The following is a 21,008-nucleotide window of genomic DNA, read 5'->3' as shown; positions in this document are numbered from 1 at the left end:
TTCCGGCGGTACGGACCCCTATCCAGGACATTCCCCGTACTCCGGGTCCCGGTGGATTCCCTAGAATTCCCGCCAAGATCTCGACCACGCGAATAGGTGAAGCGCCAGTGGCGAACGAAGCAAAGCTCCGCGAATACCTCAAGAAGGTCACGACGGATCTCGACGAGGCGTACGGACGTCTGCGGGACATCGAGAGCCAGGCCCACGAACCCATCGCCATCACGGCCATGAGTTGCCGGTTCCCGGGCGGCGTGAGGTCCCCGGAAGAACTGTGGGAACTGCTCGGTTCCGGCGGGGACGCCCTCACTGAATTCCCCACGGACCGGGGATGGGACCTGGAGCACCTGTTCTCGGACGACCCCGACGGCCAGGGCACGTCGACCACCCGTGAGGGCGGCTTCCTCAGCGGCGCCTCCGCGTTCGACGCCCATTTCTTCGGGATCTCCCCGCGTGAGGCCATGGCGATGGACCCGCAGCAGCGGCTCCTCCTGGAGACCACTTGGGAGGCCTTCGAACGGGCCGGCGTGGACCCGCACACCCTCCGCGGCAGCCAGTGCGGCGTGTTCGTCGGCATGAACGGCTCGGACTACCTCACCCCGCTCCTCGAAGCGCCCGAGGACTACGCCGGGCACCTCGGCACCGGCAACGCCTCCAGCGTCCTGTCCGGCCGCCTCTCCTACACCTTCGGCCTCGAAGGCCCCGCCGTCACCGTCGACACCGCCTGCTCGGCGTCACTCGTCGCCCTCCACCTGGCGGTCCAGGCCCTGCGGGCCGGGGAATGCTCGCTGGCCGTCGCCGGCGGCGTACACGTGATGTCCACCCCCGGGCTGTTCGTGGAGTTCAGCAAGCAGCGCGGACTGTCCTCCGACGGGCGCTGCAAGGCCTTCGCGGCGGCAGCCGACGGCTTCGGTCCGGCGGAAGGCGTCGGCGTCCTGCTCCTGGAGCGGCTCTCCGACGCACGCAAGAACGGACGCCCGGTCCTGGCCGTCGTCCGGGGCTCGGCGATCAACCAGGACGGCGCGAGCAACGGCCTGACCGCCCCGAACGGTCCCTCGCAGCAGCGCGTCATCCGACAGGCCCTCGCCAACGCCCGGCTCTCCACCGACCAGGTGGACGTGGTCGAGGCCCACGGCACCGGCACCTCGCTGGGCGACCCGATCGAGGCCCAGGCGCTGCTGGCGACGTACGGGAACGACCGACCGGCCGACCGGCCCCTGCTCCTGGGCTCGGTCAAGTCGAACATCGGCCACACCCAGGCCGCGGCCGGCGTCGCCGGGGTGATCAAGATGGTGCTGGCCATGCGGCACGGCGTCCTGCCGAAGAGCCTCCACATCGACGAGCCTTCGCCGCACGTGGACTGGACGTCCGGCGGCGTCGAACTGCTCACCGAGCGGACGGCCTGGCCCGAGACGACGCATCCCCGTCGTGCGGGGGTGTCGTCGTTCGGGTTCAGCGGGACGAACGCGCACGTGATCGTGGAGCAGGCGCCGGAGCGTGAGGTGGCTGAGGCGGTCGGGGACGTGGTGCTGCCGGTGGTGCCGTGGGTGCTGTCGGGTAAGAGTGCGGGGGCGTTGCGGGCGCAGGCGGGGCGGTTGTCGGGGTGGCTGGCGGGTGTGCCGTCGGTTGATCCGTTGGATGTGGGCTGGTCTTTGGCGTCGACGCGTGCGGGGCTGGATCACCGGGCGGTGGTGCTGGGTGACCATGCTGCTGGTGTGGGTGCGGTGGCGTCGGGTGCGTTGGCTGCGGGTGTGGTGACCGGGTCGGTCATCGGGGGCAAGACGGTGTTCGTGTTCCCGGGGCAGGGTTCGCAGTGGGTGGGTATGGCTGCCGCGTTGCTGGATACCTCGCCTGTGTTCGCGTCGCGGGTCGATGAGTGTGCGAAGGCGCTGGAGCCCTTCACCGGCTGGTCGTTGGTGGAGGTGCTGCGTGGCGCCGAGGGTGCGCCGTCGCTGGACCGGGTGGATGTGGTGCAGCCTGCGCTGTTCGCGGTGATGGTGTCCTTGGCCGAGGTGTGGCGGTCGGTGGGTGTGCGTCCGGGTGCGGTGATCGGGCATTCGCAGGGCGAGATCGCTGCCGCGTGCGTCGCGGGCATCCTTTCCCTTGAAGACGCGGCCCGAGTGGTGGCCCTGCGCAGTCAGGCGATCGGCAGGGTCCTGGCCGGTCTCGGCGGCATGGTGTCCGTGCCCCTGCCGGCCACCGAAGTCCGCTCGCGCATTGCCCCCTGGGGTGAGGAGCGGATCTCCGTCGCCGCCGTCAACGGCCCATCTTCCGTGGTCGTCTCGGGCGAGGTGGAGGCCCTGGAGGAGTTCCTGGCCGCCTGCGAGGCGGACGGGATACGTGCGAAGCGGATCGCGGTGGACTACGCCTCGCACTCCGCGCAGGTCGAGCTGCTCCGGGAGGAACTCGACGAGCTCCTCGCGCCAGTCGTCCCGCAGCCCGCGAAGGTGCCCTTCCTCTCGACCGTCACGGGCGAGTGGGTCAAGGGACCGGAGCTGGACGGCGCCTACTGGTTCCGGAACCTTCGCCGGACGGTGGAGCTGGAGGACGCCACTCGCACCCTCCTCGACCAGGGATTCGGCGTGTTCATCGAGTCCAGCCCGCACCCCGTCCTCACCGTCGGCATGCAGGAGACGGTGGAGGACGCGGGCCGTGAGGCGGCGGTACTCGGTTCGCTCCGCCGCAACGAGGGGGGTCTGGAGCGGTTCTGGCTGTCCCTGGGCGAGGCCTATGTACGCGGCGTCACCGTGGACTGGGAGGCCGTGTTCGCGGGGACGGGTGCCCGCCGGGTCGACCTGCCGACCTACGCCTTCCAGTCGCAGCGGTTCTGGCCGGAGGCAGCGCCCGTCGAGGCGGAGGCTCCGGCCGCGGAGAGCGCGGTCGACGCACGCTTCTGGGAAGCCGTCGAACGCGAGGACGTCACCGCCCTGGCCGAGGCGCTGGCCCTCGACGCCCCCGACGCGATCCACTCCCTCGGCACCGTCCTGCCCGGCCTGTCCTCCTGGCGGAAGCAGAGCCGAGAGCAGTCCACCGTCGACGGCTGGCGCTACCGGGTCACCTGGAAGCCGGCCCCCGAGCCCGCCGTCTCCCGGCTCTCCGGGGCCTGGCTGGTCGTCGTGCCCGCGGCCCTCGCCGGGCCGGCCTGCGACTCCGCGAACGGGATCCTGCGTACACTCGCCGACCGCGGCGCCGAGGTCCGTACCGTCACCGTGGCCGCCGACGCGGCCGGCCGGGACGCGCTCGCCGCCACCCTCAAGGCCGCCACCGACGGTCAGGACGACCCCGCCGGAGTCCTCTCCCTCCTCTCCCTCGGCGGCGCGGACGCCTACACCGCCGGGCTCGCGCTGTCCCAGGCCCTCGGGGACGCCGATGTGGCCGCCCCGCTGTGGTGCGTTACCCGGGGCGCGGTCGCCGCCGGCCGGTCCGACCGGATCGCGGACCCGGACCAGGCGCTCCTCTGGGGCCTCGGACGCGTCGCCTCCATGGAGCAGGGGGGCCGTTGGGGCGGTCTGGTCGACCTGCCCGCGCAGGCCGACGACCGGGCCCTGGAACGCCTCGCGGGCGTCCTGGCCGGTGACGCCGTCGAGGACCAGGTCGCCGTCCGGGCCTCGGGGCTGTTCGTACGGCGTCTCGTGCGGGCCCGGCTCGCCGAGACGCCGGCCGTACGGGAATGGCGGCCGACCGGGACGACGCTGGTCACCGGGGGTACGGGGGCGCTGGGCGCGCACGTGGCCCGCTGGCTCGCCGAGAACGGAGCCGGGCACCTGGTCCTGACCAGCCGCCGCGGACCCGACGCGCCCGGCGCCGAGGCGCTGCGTGAGGAACTCACCGCGCTCGGCGCCCGGGTCACCCTCGCCGCCTGCGACGTCGCCGACCGCGACGCCCTCGCCGCGCTCCTCGCCGCCATTCCCGCCGACCAGCCCCTGACCGCCGTCGTCCACACCGCGGCCGTCCTCGACGACGGGGTCATCGAGACGCTGACCCCCGAGCAGGTCGCCGACGTCCTACGGGTCAAGGTCGACGCGACCCGCCACCTGCACGAGCTGACCCGCGACCTCGACCTGTCCGCGTTCGTGCTGTTCTCCTCCTTCGCCGCCACCTTCGGCGCCCCCGGCCAGGGGAACCAGGCGCCCGGGAACGCGTTCCTCGACGCGTTCGCCGAGCACCGGCGCGCCGCCGGCCTGCCCGCGACCTCCCTCGCCTGGGGGCCCTGGGGCAGCGCCGACGGGGACGACAGCGCGGCGGGGGACCGGATGCGCCGTCACGGCATCCTCGCGATGCCGCCGCGGCGGGCCCTGGCCGCGCTCCAGCACGCCCTGGACCGTGACGAGAGCACCCTGACCGTCGTCGACATGGACTGGAAGCGGTTCACGCTCGCCTTCACCGCCGACCGGCCGCGACCCCTGCTGCTGGAGCTCCCCGAAGCCCGGCGGATCATCGACAGCGCGGAACGGGAGTCCGCGGAGGACCTCGCCGGGGGAGTACCGCTCGGCCGGCAGCTCGCCGGGCTCCCCGACGTCGAGCAGGAACGTCTGCTGCTGGACCTGGTCCGTACCGCCGTCGCCGCCGTCCTCGGCCATCCCGACCTCACGGCCGTCGAGGCCGGCCGGGCCTTCAAAGAGCTCGGGTTCGACTCCCTCACCTCCGTCGAGCTCCGCAACCGCCTCGGCGCGGTCAGCGGCCTGAAACTGCCCGCCAGCCTGGTCTTCGACCACCCCACCCCCGCCGCCGTCGCCGCATACCTGCGCGCCGGGATCGTGCCCGACGCGGCGGCGGGCGGGGCACCGCTGCTGGAGGAGATCGACAAGCTGGAGGCCGTACTCGAACGGGGAACCGCCGACAACGTCGTCCGGGCCCGGGTGACGATGCGGCTCCAGTCGCTGCTGGCGAAGTGGAACGACAGCGAGGACCCGGCCGTCAGGCAGCCGGGCCCAGCCGCCCTGGACGGCTCCGCGGCGGCCCCCGGGCCCGACGGCGGCGCCGGGACTCCGGACGCCGCCGCCGACGGAGCCGGGCAGCTTCAGGACGCGAGCGACGAAGAGCTGTTCGCGTTTATCAATGACGGCCTCGGGCGTTATTGACGGCTTGCCGTTCCATTGGTGAAGATGGCCAGCCCCTGAGCAATTCCCCCGGGGGATACTGCCCCCTATGCCCCCCACCACCCAGGGGTGCATAGGGGGCAGTTAGGGGTTGTCGGGAAGATTGCACGAGAAATAGCCTGCCGCCGAGCAGTCGCTTCGCCCGGCATGTGATCCGACAAGTGGATCCGGATGTGCGGCGGCTGCCCTTCCGAGAAATCTCTCGGCTCTGCACACAGTTTTCCGATGCCGTCTGCTGCAAATGGGTGGTTGCGTTACATGGCGAATGAAGAGACGCTGCGGGACTACCTGAAGCTGGCGACAGCGGATCTGCAGCAGACGCGTCAGCGGCTTCGCGAGATCGAGGCGAAGAACCAGGACCCCATCGCCATCGTGGGCATGGGCTGCCGCTACCCCGGGGGTGCGACCTCCCCGGAGGAGCTGTGGCAGCTGGTGGCCGACGGCGTCGACGCCATCACCGGGTTCCCCGCCGAGCGCGGCTGGGACATGGAGACCGTCTACCACCCGGACCCCGAGCACCCGGGCACCAGTTACGCCAACCAGGGCGGCTTCGTCCAGGACTTCGCACGCTTCGACCCCTCGCTCTTCGGGATCTCGCCGCGCGAGGCCCTGGCGATGGACCCGCAGCAGCGGCTCCTCCTGGAGACCACGTGGGAGGCGTTCGAGCGCGCGGGCATGGACCCGACCTCGATGCGCGGCAAGCAGGTCGGCGTGTTCGTCGGCACCAGCAACCACGACTACCTGACGGCGCTGCTGAGTTCCTCCGAGAACGTGGAGGGCTACCTCGGCACCGGAAACGCGGCGAGCGTCGCCTCCGGCCGCCTGTCGTACACCTTCGGACTCGAAGGCCCCGCCGTCACCGTCGACACCGCCTGCTCGTCCTCCCTCGTCGCCCTGCACCTGGCCGTGCAGGCACTGCGCAACGGCGAGTGCTCGCTCGCCCTCGCCGGCGGCGCCACCCTGATGTCGGCGCCCGGCACGTTCATCGACTACAGCAAGCAGCGGGGCCTGGCGACCGACGGCCGCTGCAAGGCGTTCTCGCCCGACGCCGACGGTTTCAGCCTCTCCGAAGGCGTCGGCGTCCTCCTCGTGGAGCGGCTCTCCGACGCCCGCCGCAAGGGCCACCCCGTCCTCGCCGTCATCCGTGGCACCGCCGTCAACCAGGACGGCGCCAGCAACGGTCTGACCGCACCCAACGGCCCCTCGCAGCAGCGCGTCATCCTCCAGGCACTGTCCAACGCCCGCCTCACGCCCGACCAGGTCGACGCCGTCGAGGCGCACGGCACGGGCACCGGCCTCGGCGACCCCATCGAGGCGCAGGCCATCATCGCCACGTACGGTCAGGACCGGCCCGACGGGCGGCCGCTGTGGCTGGGCTCCCTCAAGACCAACATCGGCCACGCGCAGGCCGCCGCCGGTGTCGCGGGCGTCATCAAGAGCGTCATGGCGATGCGGCACGGCATCCTGCCGCGGACCCTGCACGTGGACGAGCCGACCCCGCACGTCGACTGGTCGGCGGGCGAGGTGTCCCTGCTCACCGAGGCGCAGCCCTGGCCGCCGCACGCCGGACCCCGCCGGATCGGCGTCTCCTCCTTCGGCATGAGCGGCACCAACGCGCACGTCATCCTGGAGGGCGCCGACGAGCCCGCCGCCGACCAAGGGGCCCCCGACGGCGGCCCCGCGAACGAGCCGGCCGTCCTGCCGGTCGTACTGTCCGGCAAGACCGAGGCCGCGCTGCGCGCGCAGGCGGCCGCACTGCACGCCCACCTCACGGCCCGGCCCGGTCTCCGCGTCGAGGACGTCGCTCCCGCCCAGGCACTCACCCGGGCCCCCCTCGACCGTCGTGCGGCGGTCGTCGCGGAAGACCGCGACGAGCTCATGGCCGGGCTCGCGGCGCTCGCCGGAGGCCTCCCCTCGGCCGACGTGGTCGAAGGGACGGCCACGGAGGGCAAGCTGGCGTTCCTGTTCACCGGACAGGGCAGCCAGCGCCTCGGCATGGGCCGTGAACTGTACGACACCTACCCGGTGTTCGCCGCCGCCCTGGACGCGGTGTGCGCACGCCTCCACCTCGAACTGCCGCTGAAGGACGTCCTGTTCGGCGCGGACGCCGGACCGCTGGACCGGACCGAGTACACCCAGCCCGCACTGTTCGCCGTCGAGGTGGCGCTGTACCGGCTGGTGGAGAGCTGGGGCCTCACGCCGGACTTCCTGTCCGGGCACTCGATCGGTGAGATCGCCGCCGCGCACGTCGCGGGGGTGTTCTCGCTGGACGACGCGTGCACGCTGGTCGCGGCGCGCGGCCGGCTGATGCAGGCACTGCCCGCCGGTGGCGTGATGATCGCCGTGGAGGCGTCGGAGGACGAGGTCCTGCCGCTGCTCACCGACCGCGTGGGCATCGCCGCCGTCAACGGCCCGCGGGCCGTCGTCATCGCCGGCGACGAGGACGCCGCGACCGCCGTCGCGCGGGCCTTCGAGGCGCAGGGCCGCAAGACCAAGCGACTGACCGTCAGCCACGCCTTCCACTCCCCGCACATGGACGGCATGCTGGACGGCTTCCGCCGGGTCGTGGAGGGGCTGTCCTTCGCCGCCCCCCGCATCCCCGTCGTCTCCAACCTGACCGGCGCCCTCGTCACCGACGAGATGGGCTCCGCCGACTACTGGGTCCGGCACGTCCGCGACACCGTCCGCTACCTCGACGGCATCCGCTGGCTGGAGAGCCGCGGCGTCACCGCGTACGTGGAGATCGGCCCCGGCGGCGTCCTCTCCGCCCTCGGCCAGGACTGCCAGACCGCGACCGGACCCCGCGCCGCCGCCTTCCTGCCCGCGCTGCGCACCGGACGGCCCGAAGCACGCTCCCTGACCGCCGCCGTCGCCGGCGCCCACGTCCGCGGGCTCTCCCCGGACTGGGCCACCCGCTTCGCCGCCACCGCCGCCGGCGCGCGTACCGTCGAGCTGCCGACGTACGCCTTCCAGCGTGACCTGTACTGGCCCCGCGACCCCTTCACCGACCTGGGCGGACCCGCCGACGGCCGCGAACTGGGCGTCACCGACGCCAAGTTCTGGGAGGTCGTCGACAGCGAGGACCTGGCCGCACTCGCCGAGACCCTCGGCGTCGACGGCGAAGAACCCCTCAGCGGCGTGCTGCCCGCGCTCTCCGCCTGGCACCGCCGCCACCGCGACCGCGACACCGTGGGCGGCTGGCGCTACCGCATCACCTGGAAGCCCCTCACCGACCCCGCGCCCGCACCCCCGGCCGGGCACTGGCTCCTCGCCGTGCCCACCGGTCACACCGACGCCCCCTGGACCCTCGCGGCCGCCCGGGCCCTGACCGCGCGCGGCGTCACCCTCACCACCCTGACGGTCGACGGGGCGCTCGACGACCGGGCCGCCCTCGCCCACCGCATCACCGACACCCTCACCGGTCCGGCCGCGGCAGGGACCGTCGCCGGGGTGCTCTCGCTGCTCGCCCTCGACGAGCGGCCGCACCCCGAGGACCCGGCACTGACCTCCGGACTGGCCGCCACCCTCGCCCTCGTCCAGGCACTGGGCGACGCGGACGTGGACGCCCCCCTGTGGGCCGCCACCCGGGGCGCGGTGTCCACCGGCCGGACCGACCGGCTCACCAGCCCCGCCCAGGCACCGCTGTGGGGCCTCGGCCGTACGGTCGCCCTCGAACTGCCCGGCCGCTGGGGCGGCCTCGTCGACCTGCCCCCGGCGCCCGACGAGCGCGCCGCCGGCCGTCTCGCCGACGTCCTCGGCGGCATCGGCACCGAGGACCACCTCGCCGTGCGCTCCACCGGCGTCTTCGTCCGCAGGCTCACCCGCGCCCCCCGGGAACAGGCCCCCGCGGGGGAATGGACCACCTCCGGCACGGCCCTGGTCACCGGCGCCACCGGAGCGCTCGGCCGCCACGTGGCCCGCTGGCTCGTCCGGACCGGCGCCGAGCACCTGCTGCTGGTGAGCAGGAGCGGCCCCGACGCCGACGGAGCCGCCGAACTCGTCGCCGAACTCCGCGAGACGGGCGTCCTGGTCACCCTCGCGGCCTGCGACGCCGCCGACCGCGACGCCATGGCCGAACTCCTCGCCACCGTCCCGGCCGAACTCCCCCTGACCACCGTCGTCCACGCCGCCGGAGTCCTCGACGACGGCGTCCTCGACGCGCAGACGCCCCGCCGTCTGGCACACGTCCTGCGCCCCAAGGCGCACGCGGCGAACGTCCTGCACGAGCTGACCCGCGACCAGGACCTCTCCGCGTTCGTCCTGTTCTCCTCCCTCGCCGCCGCCTTCGGCGCCGCCGGACAGGCCAACTACGCCGCCGCGAACGCCTCCCTGGACGCCCTCGCCGAGCAGCGCCGCGCCGACGGCCTGCCCGCCACCGTCATCTCCTGGGGCGCCTGGGCCGAGGGCGGCATGGCCGCCGACGGGCTCGTCGCCGAACGCCTGCGGGCCGCCGGACTGCCGGCCCTCGCCCCCGAACTCGCCCTGTCGGCCCTGCACACGGCGCTCACGCTGGACGAAACCTCCTCCGTCGTCGCCGACATCGACTGGGACGTCCTCGCACCCGGCCTCACCGCCGTACGCCCCTGCCCGCTGATCTCCGACCTCCCCGAGGCCGCGCACGCCCTCGCCACCGCCACCGCACCCGACACGGCCGCCGGGGCCACCGGCACCCTCGCCCGGCAGCTCGCGCAGGCCCCGGCCGCCGAACGCGACGCGCTGGCCCTGGAGTTCGTCCGCAGCCAGACGGCCCTCGTACTCGGCTACCCGGGCCCCGGTTCCGTGGACCCGGCCACCGCCTTCCGGGACCTCGGCTTCGACTCCCTGACCGCGGTGGAGATCCGCAACCTCCTCACCGCCCGGACCGGCCTGCGCCTGCCCGCCACCCTGATCTTCGACTACCCCAACTCCCTGTCCCTGGCCGCCTTCCTCCAGGACGAACTCCTCGGGGCCCGGGCCGCCGAACCGGCCGGGACCACCGGCACCGGCCCGGCCGGCGGCGCCGCGACCGACGACGACCCCATCGCGATCGTCGCCATGAGCTGCCGCTTCCCCGGAGGGGTGCGCACCCCCGAGGACCTGTGGCAGCTCCTCGCCGACGGCCGGGACGCGATATCCGGCTTCCCCGCCGACCGCGGCTGGGACCTCGACGGCCTGTACGACCCCGAGTCCGTCACCGCGAACACCACCTACGTCCGCGAGGGCGGCTTCCTCACCGACGCCACCACCTTCGACCCCGGCTTCTTCGGGATCTCGCCGCGCGAGGCCCTCGCCATGGACCCGCAGCAGCGCCTGCTGCTGGAAACCTCCTGGGAGGCGTTCGAACGGGCGGGCATCGACCCCGCCACCGTCCGCGGCGAACGCATCGGCGTGTTCACCGGCACCAACGGGCAGGACTACCTCGACGTCATCCTCGCCGCCCCCGACGGCACCGAGGGCTTCCTGGGCACCGGCAACGCCGCGAGCGTCGTCTCCGGCCGCGTCAGCTACGTCCTCGGCCTGGAGGGCCCGGCGGTCACCGTCGACACCGCCTGCTCGTCCTCGCTGGTCGCCCTGCACTGGGCGATCCAGGCACTGCGGCAGGGCGAATGCACCATGGCCCTCGCCGGCGGCGTGACCGTCATGTCCACACCCGCCTCGTTCATCGACTTCAGCCGCCAGCGCGGACTGGCGGAGGACGGCCGCATCAAGGCGTTCGCCGCGGCCGCCGACGGCACCGGCTGGGGCGAGGGCCTCGGCATGCTCCTCGTCGAACGGCTCTCCGACGCCCGCCGCAACGGCCACCCCGTCCTCGCCCTGGTACGGGGCTCCGCGGTCAACCAGGACGGCGCCAGCAACGGCCTCACCGCCCCGAACGGCCCCTCGCAGCAGCGCGTCATCCGGCAGGCCCTCCACAGCGCGGGCCTGTCCGCCGCCGACGTGGACGCCGTCGAGGCCCACGGCACCGGCACCCGGCTCGGCGACCCCATCGAAGCGCAGGCACTGCTCGCCACGTACGGGCAGAACCGCCCCGACGGGCGGCCCCTGCTGCTCGGCTCCATCAAGTCGAACATGGGCCACACGCAGGCCGCCGCCGGTGTCGCCGGCGTGATGAAGATGGTGCTCGCCATGCAGCACGGGCTGCTGCCGCGGACCCTGCACGTCGACGGGCCGACCCCGCACGTCGACTGGACGGCCGGTGACGTCACCCTGCTCACCGAACGGGTGGAATGGCCCGAGACCGGACGCCCGCGCCGGGCGGGCGTCTCCTCGTTCGGCATCAGCGGCACCAACGCCCACACCATCATCGAACAGGCCCCGGACACCTCACCGCCCGCACCGCCCGCAGCCGCGGACACCGCACCGCTGCCCTGGATCCTCTCCGCCAAGAACCCGGACGCCCTCCGCGACCAGGCACGCCGCCTGCACGCCCACGCCGCCCGGCACCCCGAACTGCGCCCCGCCGAAATCGGCTTCTCCCTCGCCGTCGGCCGCGCCGCCTTCGAGCACCGCGCCGCCGTAGTGGCCGCGGACCGTACCGTGCTCCTCGCGGCACTGGAAACGCTGGCCGCCGGGGGATCGGCCGCTGGACTCGTGGAAGGTACCCCGACCGGGGGCAAGACCGCCTTCCTGTTCACCGGGCAGGGCAGCCAGCGCCTCGGGACGGGGCGGGAACTGTACGACACACAGCCGGTGTTCGCCGACGCGCTCGACGCGGTCTGCGCCCGGATGGACAGCGGGCTCGAACTGCCGCTGAAGGAGGTGCTGTTCGGCGCGGACGCCGGTCTGCTGGACCGGACGGAGTATGCGCAGCCCGCGCTGTTCGCCGTCGAGGTGGCGCTGTTCCGGCTGCTCGAGTCGTGGGGTGTGCGGCCGGACTTCCTGTCGGGGCACTCCATCGGTGAGATCGCAGCCGCGCACGTCGCGGGTGTGCTGACGCTGGAGGACGCGTGCACGCTGGTGGCGGCGCGCGGTCGGCTGATGCAGGCGTTGCCGTCCGGTGGTGTGATGGTCGCGGTGGAGGCGTCGGAGGGCGAGGTCCTGCCGCTGCTGACGGACCGGGTGAGCATCGCGGCGGTCAACGGACCGCGGTCGGTGGTCGTCGCGGGTGACGAGGACGCGGTGACCGCGGTCGCGGAGTCCTTCCCCGGCCGCAAGACCAAGAAGCTGACGGTCAGCCACGCGTTCCATTCGCCGCACATGGACGGCATGTTGGACGACTTCCGCCAGGTCGTGGAGGGACTTTCGTTCTCGGCGCCGCACGTTCCGGTGGTGTCGAACCTGACCGGTGGCCTGGTGTCGGACGAGATGGGTTCGGCGGAGTTCTGGGTCCGGCACGTCCGCGAGGCGGTCCGGTTCCTGGATGGTGTTCGTGTTCTGGAGGCGGCCGGGGTCAGTGCGTTCGTCGAGCTGGGTCCGGACGGGGTGCTGTCCGCGCTGGCTCAGGGCTGTGTCGAGCAGGACGGCGCCGTGTTCGTGCCGTTGCTCCGCAAGGGGCGTCCTGAGGCGGAGGCGGTCGTCGCCGCGCTCGCGCGGGCTCATGTGCACGGTGTCCGTGTCGACTGGCAGGGATTCTTCGCCGGGACCGGCACCCGCCGCGTCGACCTGCCCACCTACCCCTTCCAACGGCAGCGCTACTGGCCGGCGATCTCCTCCCTCTACCTCGGGGACGTCGAGGCTCTGGGCCTCGACGACACCGCCCACCCGCTCCTCAGCGCCGGCGTCGCCCTCCCCGAGTCCGACGCCATGGTGTTCGCCGGACGCCTCGCCCTGTCCACCCACCCCTGGCTCGCCGACCACGCCATCCTCGGCAGCGTCCTGCTCCCCGGCACCGCCTTCGTGGAACTCGCTACCCGCGCCGGCGACCAGGTCGGCTGCGACCACCTCGAGGAACTCACCCTCGAAGCACCCCTCGTACTCCCCGAACGGGGCGGCGTACGACTGCGCGTATGGGTCGGCGCCGCCGACGGCACCGGCCGCCGGCCGTTCGCCCTGCACTCCCGGGCCGACGGCCTGGCAGCCGAGGAACCCTGGACGCGGCACGCCGCCGGTGTGCTGGCCGAAGGCGCCCGCCCCGCAGCCGACTTCGACCTGACCGCATGGCCCCCGGCCGGCGCCACCGACATCCCGCTCGACGGCCGCTACGACGCCCTCGACGACATCGGATTCGCCTACGGACCCACCTTCCGCGGCCTGCGCAGCGCATGGCAGCTCGACGGCGCGGTGTACGCCGAAGTCGCACTCCCCGAGGGCGCCGGGGACCGGGCGGGCGGCTTCGGCCTGCACCCCGCACTGCTCGACTCGGCCCTGCACGCCATCGGCCTGGACGGCATCGGAGCCGACGACGGCCGGGGCCGACTGCCCTTCGCCTGGTCCGGGGTGTCGCTGTACGCGGGCGGGGCGAGCGAGCTGCGCGTCCGCCTCACCCCGGCCGGCCCCGAAGGGGTCCGACTGGAGATCTGCGACGCCTCCGGCGCCCCCGTCGCGGCCGTCGAGTCGCTCGGGCTGCGCCCGGTCTCCGCCGACCAGCTGCGCGCGGCACGCGCCACCTACCACGAATCCGTGTTCCGGCAGCAGTGGACCGAACTCACCGGCCTCGGCATCCCGGACCCGGCGCCCACGACCCGCTACGCGCTCCTCGGCGACACCGCAGCGCAACCGTCCGGCGCCGCGGACACCACCCCCTGGGCCGACGCCGCCCACTACCCGGACCTGGCCGCGCTGGCCGCCGCCGTCGACGGGGGAGAGCCCGTACCGGACGAGGTCCTCGTCCACCTCACCCAGACGGCCGCCCCCCTGGCCGCCGCCGCCGTGCACGGGGCCGCGCACGACGCCCTCGCCCTGGCCCGGGCATGGCTCGCCGACGAACGGTTCGCCGCCGCCCGGCTGGTGTACGTCACCCGTGGCGCCGTGGCCGCCGCGCCGGACGAGGACGTGAACGACCTCGCCGCCGCCACCGTGTGGGGCCTGCTGCGGTCCGCGCAGACCGAGAACCCCGGCCGGATCGTCCTGATCGACACCGACCCGGCCACCGGGAACGGTCCCGCGCTGCCCGCCGCGCTCACCTCCGACGAGGAGGAACGCTTCGCCCTGCGCGAAGGCGCCGTACTCGTCCCCCGCCTCGCCCGCGTCGAGACCGGACGGGAAGCAACCGCCCCGGCCTTCGGGCCCGACGGCACGGTACTGGTCACCGGCGCCACCGGCGCCCTGGGCGGGCTCATCGCCCGGCACCTCGCCGCCGGCCACGGCGTGCGCCGCCTGCTCCTCGTCGGCCGGCGCGGCGCCGAAGCCCCCGGCGCCGCCGAACTCACCGCCGCACTCGCCGAGTCCGGCGCCACGGCCACCTGGGCGGCCTGCGACGTCGCCGACCGGGACGCCCTCGCCGCCGTCCTCGCCGCGATCCCCGCGGAGCAGCCGCTCACCGCGGTCGTCCACACCGCCGGGATCCTCGACGACGGGATCCTCTCCTCGCTGACCCCCGACCGGCTCTCCGCGGTCCTGCGCCCCAAGGTCGACGCGGCCTGGAACCTGCACGAACTCACCCGGGACCGGGACCTCTCCGCGTTCGTGCTGTTCTCCTCCACCTCCGGCCTGTTCGGAGGCCCCGGCCAGGGCAACTACGCCGCCGCGAACTCCTTCCTGGACGCCCTCGCCCAGCACCGCCGCGCCCGGGGCCTCCCGGCCTCCGCCCTCGCCTGGGGCCTGTGGTCCGTGGCCGACGGCATGGCCGGCGCCCTGGACGCCGCCGACGTCAACCGCATGCGCCGGGCCGGACTGCCCCCGCTGACCGCCGCCGACGGCCTCGGCCTGTTCGACACCGCGGTCCGCCTCGACGAGGCCGCCGTGGCCCTCATGCGCGTCGACACCGAAGCCCTCCGCCCCCAGGCGGCCGCGGGCACCATCGCTCCGCTGCTCCGCGGCCTCGTACGGGGCGTCGCCCGCCGGTCCGCGGCCACCGCCGCCGCCGGCACCGAGTCCGAGCTGCGGGCCCGCCTGGCCGGACTGTCCGCCGCCGAACGGGACCGCACCCTGCTGGACCTGGTCCGTACGCAGGTAGCGGCCGTACTCGGACACGCCGGCCCCGGCGCCGTCGAGTCGGGCCGGGCCTTCAAGGAACTGGGCTTCGACTCCCTCACCGCCGTCGAACTGCGCAACCGGCTGGCCGCCGCCACCGCGCTGCGCCTGCCCGCCACCCTGATCTTCGACTACCCGGACCCGACCGTCCTCGCCCGGCACCTGCGCACCGAGCTGACCGGCGACGGCGAGCCGGAACCCGACGCGGCCGCCGCCGGACCCACGGCGCCCACCGCCGGCGCCGACGACGAGCCCATCGCCATCGTCGCCATGAGCTGCCGCTACCCCGGCGACGTCCGCACCCCCGAGGACCTCTGGCAGCTCCTGACCGCCGGCGAGGACGGCATCACCCGCCTCCCCGAGAACCGCGGCTGGGACACCGACGCCCTCTACCACCCCGACCCCGAGCACCCGGGCACCTCGTACGCCCGCGAGGGCGGCTTCCTCCACGACGCCGCCGAATTCGACGCCTCGTTCTTCGGGATCTCCCCGCGCGAGGCCCTCGCCATGGACCCCCAGCAGCGCCTCCTGCTGGAGACCACCTGGGAGGTCTTCGAACGGGCCGGCATCGCACCGTCATCGGTGCGCGGCAGTCGTACGGGCGTCTTCGCGGGCGTCATGTACCACGACTACGGCGCCCGCCTGCACGCCGTACCCGACGGGGTCGAGGGCTACCTCGGCACCGGCAGCTCCAGCAGCATCGTGTCGGGCCGCGTCGCCTACACCTTCGGTCTGGAGGGCCCGGCGGTCACCGTCGACACGGCCTGCTCCTCCTCGCTCGTCGCCCTGCACCTCGCCGCCCAGGCCCTGCGCGGCGGCGAATGCTCCCTCGCCCTCGCGGGCGGAGTCACCGTGATGTTCACGCCCGGTACCTTCATCGAGTTCAGCCGCCAGCGCGGGCTCGCCGCGGACGGCCGCTGCAAGTCCTTCGCGGCGGCCGCCGACGGCACGGGCTGGGGCGAGGGCGCGGGCATGCTGCTCCTGGAGCGGCTCTCCGACGCCCGCCGCAACGGCCACCAGGTCCTGGCCGTGCTCCGCGGCTCCGCCGTCAACCAGGACGGCGCCAGCAACGGCCTCACCGCCCCGAACGGGCCCTCGCAGCAGCGCGTCATCAGGCAGGCCCTCGCCAACGCCGGCCTGACCGCCGCCGACGTCGACGCCGTTGAGGCCCACGGCACCGGCACGACGCTCGGCGACCCCATCGAAGCCCAGGCGCTGCTGGCCACGTACGGCCGCGAGCACACCGGCGACCGGCCGCTGCTGCTCGGCTCCGTCAAGTCCAACCTCGGCCACACCCAGGCCGCCGCCGGCGTCGCAGGCGTCATCAAGATGGTCATGGCGATGCGCCACGGAGTCCTGCCCAAGACCCTCCACGTCGACGAGCCGACCCCGCACGTCGACTGGTCGGCGGGCGCGGTGTCCCTCCTCACCGAGCAGGTGGACTGGCCCGACACCGGCCGGCCGCGCCGCGCGGGCGTCTCCTCCTTCGGCATCAGCGGGACGAACGCGCACGCCGTCATCGAACAGGCCCCGGAGGAGGCCCGCCAACTGGCCCCGCAGCAGGCCCCGCGGCCCGAACCGGCCGTGGCAGGGGCACCGTTCGTCCCCGTCGTGCTGTCGGCCCGGGACGGGGACGCGCTGCGCGCCCAGGCCCGCCGGCTCCACACCCGCGTCCACGCCGACGCGGACCTGAGCACCGCCGACGTCGCGCTCTCCCTGGCGACGACCCGCTCCGCCCTCGAACAGCGCGCCGCGCTGGTGGCGGCGGACCGTACGGAACTGCTCGGCGCGCTGGACGCGCTCGCCCGTGGCGAGGACGCCCCCGCACTGGTCCGGGGGACCGCACGCGAGGGCCAGGTCGCGTTCCTGTTCACCGGGCAGGGCAGTCAGCGCCTCGGCATGGGACGTGAACTCCACGACAACCACCCCGCGTTCGCGGATGCCTTCGACGAGGTCTGCGCCGAACTGGACCGCCACCTCGAACGTCCCCTGAAGGACGTGGTGTTCGGCTCCGATCCTGCCCTCCTGGACCGGACCGCCCACACCCAGCCCGCCCTCTTCGCACTGGAAGTGGCCCTGTTCCGGCTCCTCACGAGCTGGGGCCTGCGGCCCGACGTCCTGGCCGGACACTCCGTCGGCGAGATCGCCGCCGCCCACGTCGCGGGAGTCCTCTCCCTCCAGGACGCCGCCGAACTGGTCGCAGCCCGCGGCCGGTTGATGCAGGAGCTCCCCGCCGGCGGTGCGATGACCGCACTCCAGGCCACGGAGGAGGAGGTCCTGCCGCTGCTCACCGACCGGGTGGGTATCGCCGCGGTCAACGGCCCCCGCTCGGTCGTGGTGGCCGGCGACGAGGACGCCGTGGCCGCCATCGCCGCGGCCTTCGAAGCGCGGGGCCGCAAGACCAAGAGGCTCACGGTCAGTCACGCCTTCCACTCGCCGCACATGGACGGCATGCTGGCCGACTTCCGCAAGGTCGCCGAGGGCCTCCTCTACGCCGCCCCGAGCATCCCCGTCGTCTCGAACCTCACCGGCGCCCTCGTCACCGACGAGATGGGCTCCGCCGACTTCTGGGTCCGCCACGTCCGCGAGCCCGTCCGCTTCCTCGACGGCGTGCGCGCCCTCGACGCCACCGGCGTGACCACGTACGTCGAACTCGGCCCCGACGGCACCCTGTCCGCACTCGTCCAGGACTGCCTGACCGACCCCGCCGAACCCGCGGCACCCGCCGAGACGGCCGATCCGGCCGTGTGCGTGCCCCTGCTCCGCAAGGGCCGCCCCGAGACGGAAGCGCTCACGGCCGCCCTCGCCCGGGCACACGTCCACGGCGTCACCCCCGACTGGCCGGCGTACTTCGCCGGCACCGGCGCCCGCCGCGTCGACCTGCCCACCTACGCCTTCCAGCGCAAGCGCTACTGGCTCGACGTCGGCGTCTCCGTCGAGGACGTGCTCGCGGCCGGCCTCGACACGCCCGGCCACCCGCTCCTCGGCGCCACCCTCCCCCTGCCCGCCTCCGACGGCCTCGTCCTCACCGGGCGCCTCGCCCTCACCACCCACCCCTGGCTGGCCGACCACACGGTCATGGACACCGTCCTGCTGCCCGGCACCGCCTTCGTCGAACTGGCCCTGCGGGCCGGCGCGGAGGTCGGCTGCGACACCGTCGAGGAACTGGCCATCGAGGCCCCGCTCACCCTCGCCGAGCAGGGCGGAGTCCAGCTCCAGCTGGCCGTCGACGCCGCCGACGGGACGGGCCGGCGCCCCCTGGCCCTGCACTCCCGCCCGGCCGACGCCCCCGTGGAAGAGCCGTGGACGCGGCACGCCACCGGAGTGCTCGCCCCCGCCGCACCTCCCCGTACCTTCGACCTGGCCCAGTGGCCGCCGGCCGGCGCCGAACCCGTACCCACCGAAGGCTTCTACCCGGCCGCGGCCGCGGCGGGCCTCGGCTACGGGCCGGTGTTCCAGGGGCTGCGCGCGGCCTGGCGGCGCGACGGCGAACTCTTCGCCGAGGTCGCCCTCGACGAAGCCTCCTCGGGCGACGCCGACGCCTACGGACTGCACCCGGCGCTCCTGGACGCCGCCCTGCACGCCATCGGCCTCGGTCTGCCCGCCACCCCCGGCGGCGACTCCGCGGACGGGGCGCGACTGCCCTTCGCCTGGACCGGCGTACGCCTGTACGCCGCCGGAGCGACCGGCCTGCGCGTCCGGATCACCACCGCGGGGTCCGGCGGGGTCGCCCTGGACGTCGCGGACTCCACCGGCGCCCCGGTGGCCTCGGTCGACTCCCTGATCCTGCGCCCGGTCTCCGCCGCGCAGCTCGGCGCCGACCGTACCGCGCACCACGAGTCCCTGTTCGGTGTGGAATGGGCGAAGCTGCCCCTCGCCCCGGGCGCCCTTCCGGCCGGTGAGCGGTGGGCGGTACTGGGCGAGGACCAGGCGGACTTCCGCATCGCGGGCGTCCCCCTCGACGTCCATCCCGGCCTGGCCGCGCTGCGCGGGGCACTCGCCGCCGGGGCCCCGGCCCCGGACGTCGTGATCGTCCCGCTGTCCGCGGTGGCCACCGCGGGCGGCCGGGCGGCCGCCGCCAGGACCACCGCCCACCACGCGCTCGCCCTCGTCAAGGAGTGGCTGGCCGACGAACACCTCGACGCGTCCCGGCTGGTCCTCCTCACCGAGGGCACGGTGGCCGCCGTACCAGGCGAACACGTCACCGACCTGGCTCACGCCCCCGTGTGGGGACTGGTGCGGTCGGCGCAGTCGGAGAACCCCGGCCGGTTCGTCCTCGCCGACACCGACGGCTCCGACGCCTCCCTCGGAGCGCTGGCCGCCGCCCTGGCGGGCGACGAACCGCAGCTGGCCCTGCGGGCCGGTGAGGCGTACGCCTTCCGCCTGCGCCGCATCACCCGCACCGCCTCCGCACCGGACCCGGACGGCACCGCCGGTACCGACCCCGGCCGCGAACACCCGGCGATCGACCCCACGGGCACGGTCCTCGTCACCGGAGCGAGCGGTACCCTCGGCGGGCTCTTCGCCCGCCACCTGGCCGAAGCGCACGGCGTACGGAACCTGCTGCTGCTCAGCCGCCGCGGCGACGCGGCACCCGGCGCGGCCGGCCTGACGCGCGCCCTGCGCGCGTCCGGCGCGGACGTCACCTGGGCGGCGTGCGACGCCGCCGACCGGGACGCCCTGGCCGCCGTACTGGCCGCGGTACCCGCCGACCGGCCGCTGACCGCGGTCGTCCACACCGCGGGCGTCCTGGACGACGGGATCATCGACTCCCTCACGCCCGAACGCCTCGACACCGTCCTGCGGCCCAAGGTCGACGCGGCCTGGAACCTGCACGAACTGACCGAGGGCAGCGCCCTCTCCGCGTTCGTGCTGTTCTCCTCGGTCGCCGGCTGCTTCGGCGCCGCCGGACAGGCCAACTACGCCGCCGCGAACGCCTTCCTGGACGCCCTCGCCCAGCACCGCACGGCCCGCGGCCTGGCCGGCAGCTCCCTCGCCTGGGGCCTGTGGGCCACCGACGACGGCATGGCCGGAGCCCTCGACGCGGCCGACCTGACCCGCATGGCCCGCTCCGGAGTCGGCGCGCTCACCCCCGCCGAGGGACTCGCCCTCTTCGACACCTCCCGCACCCTGGACGAGGCCGTCCTCGTCCCCATGCGGATCGAACCGGCCGTGCTGCGCGCCCAGGCCGCCGACGGAACGCTGCCACCGCTGCTGCGCTCCCTCGTACGCACCCCCGCCCGCCGGGTCGCGGACACCACGGCCCGGACCGCCGCCCGGACCGCCGCCGAACCCGCGGACTCCCTCCGGGAGCGGCTGGCCGGCCTCCCGGCCACCGAACGCGAGCGGACGCTGCGGGACCTGGTCCGCACCCAGGTCGCGGCCGTCCTCGGCCACGGCACCCCCGACGACGTCGACGCCGGCCGGGGCTTCCTCGACCTGGGCTTCGACTCCCTCACCGCCGTCGACCTGCGCAACCGGCTCACCGCCGCCTCCGGGCTGCGGCTGCCCGTCACGCTGATCTTCGACTACCCGTCGCCCGCGGCGCTCGCCGCGTACGTCGGGGAACGGCTCGGCCAGGGCGGGAACGGCCGGCCGCCCGTCCACGCGGAACTCGACAAGCTCGAAACGATCCTCTCGGCCGTCGCCCCCGACGACGCCGAACGCGCGGGCATCACCGCCCGGCTGCGCGACCTTCTGGCGAAGTGGAACGACACGCACAGTGCACAGGACACCAGCGAAGGCGCCGCCGAAGAGCGCGACATCCAGGCCGCCACGGCCGACGAACTCTTCGACCTCCTCGACGACGAACTCGGCCTGTCCTGACCACCGGACGCGGCCGCCGGCGACGGGCCCCACGGC

2 protein-coding genes are annotated in these 21,008 nt (G+C 74.4%); both read left to right on the top strand.

Annotated features, from left to right (window positions below; genetic code table 11):
* Positions 1–107: 107 nt before the first annotated feature.
* Positions 108–5,078 carry a type I polyketide synthase gene (locus tag ABZZ17_RS13960; RefSeq protein ID WP_356875498.1) on the top strand — a complete coding sequence of 1,657 codons (4,971 nt, stop codon included), beginning with the start codon at positions 108–110 and terminating at the stop codon, positions 5,076–5,078.
* 276 nt (positions 5,079–5,354) lie between these two features.
* On the top strand, positions 5,355–20,972 hold the full coding sequence (locus ABZZ17_RS13955) for a type I polyketide synthase (protein WP_356875496.1): 15,618 nt from the start codon (positions 5,355–5,357) through the stop codon (positions 20,970–20,972).
* Positions 20,973–21,008 lie beyond the last annotated feature (36 nt).

This window comes from Streptomyces sp. NPDC006512 (assembly GCF_040611935.1).
GTDB lineage: Bacteria > Actinomycetota > Actinomycetes > Streptomycetales > Streptomycetaceae > Streptomyces.
The sequence above is the reverse complement of the archived record's forward strand: the minus strand, read 5'-3'. Positions and strand labels throughout refer to the sequence as shown.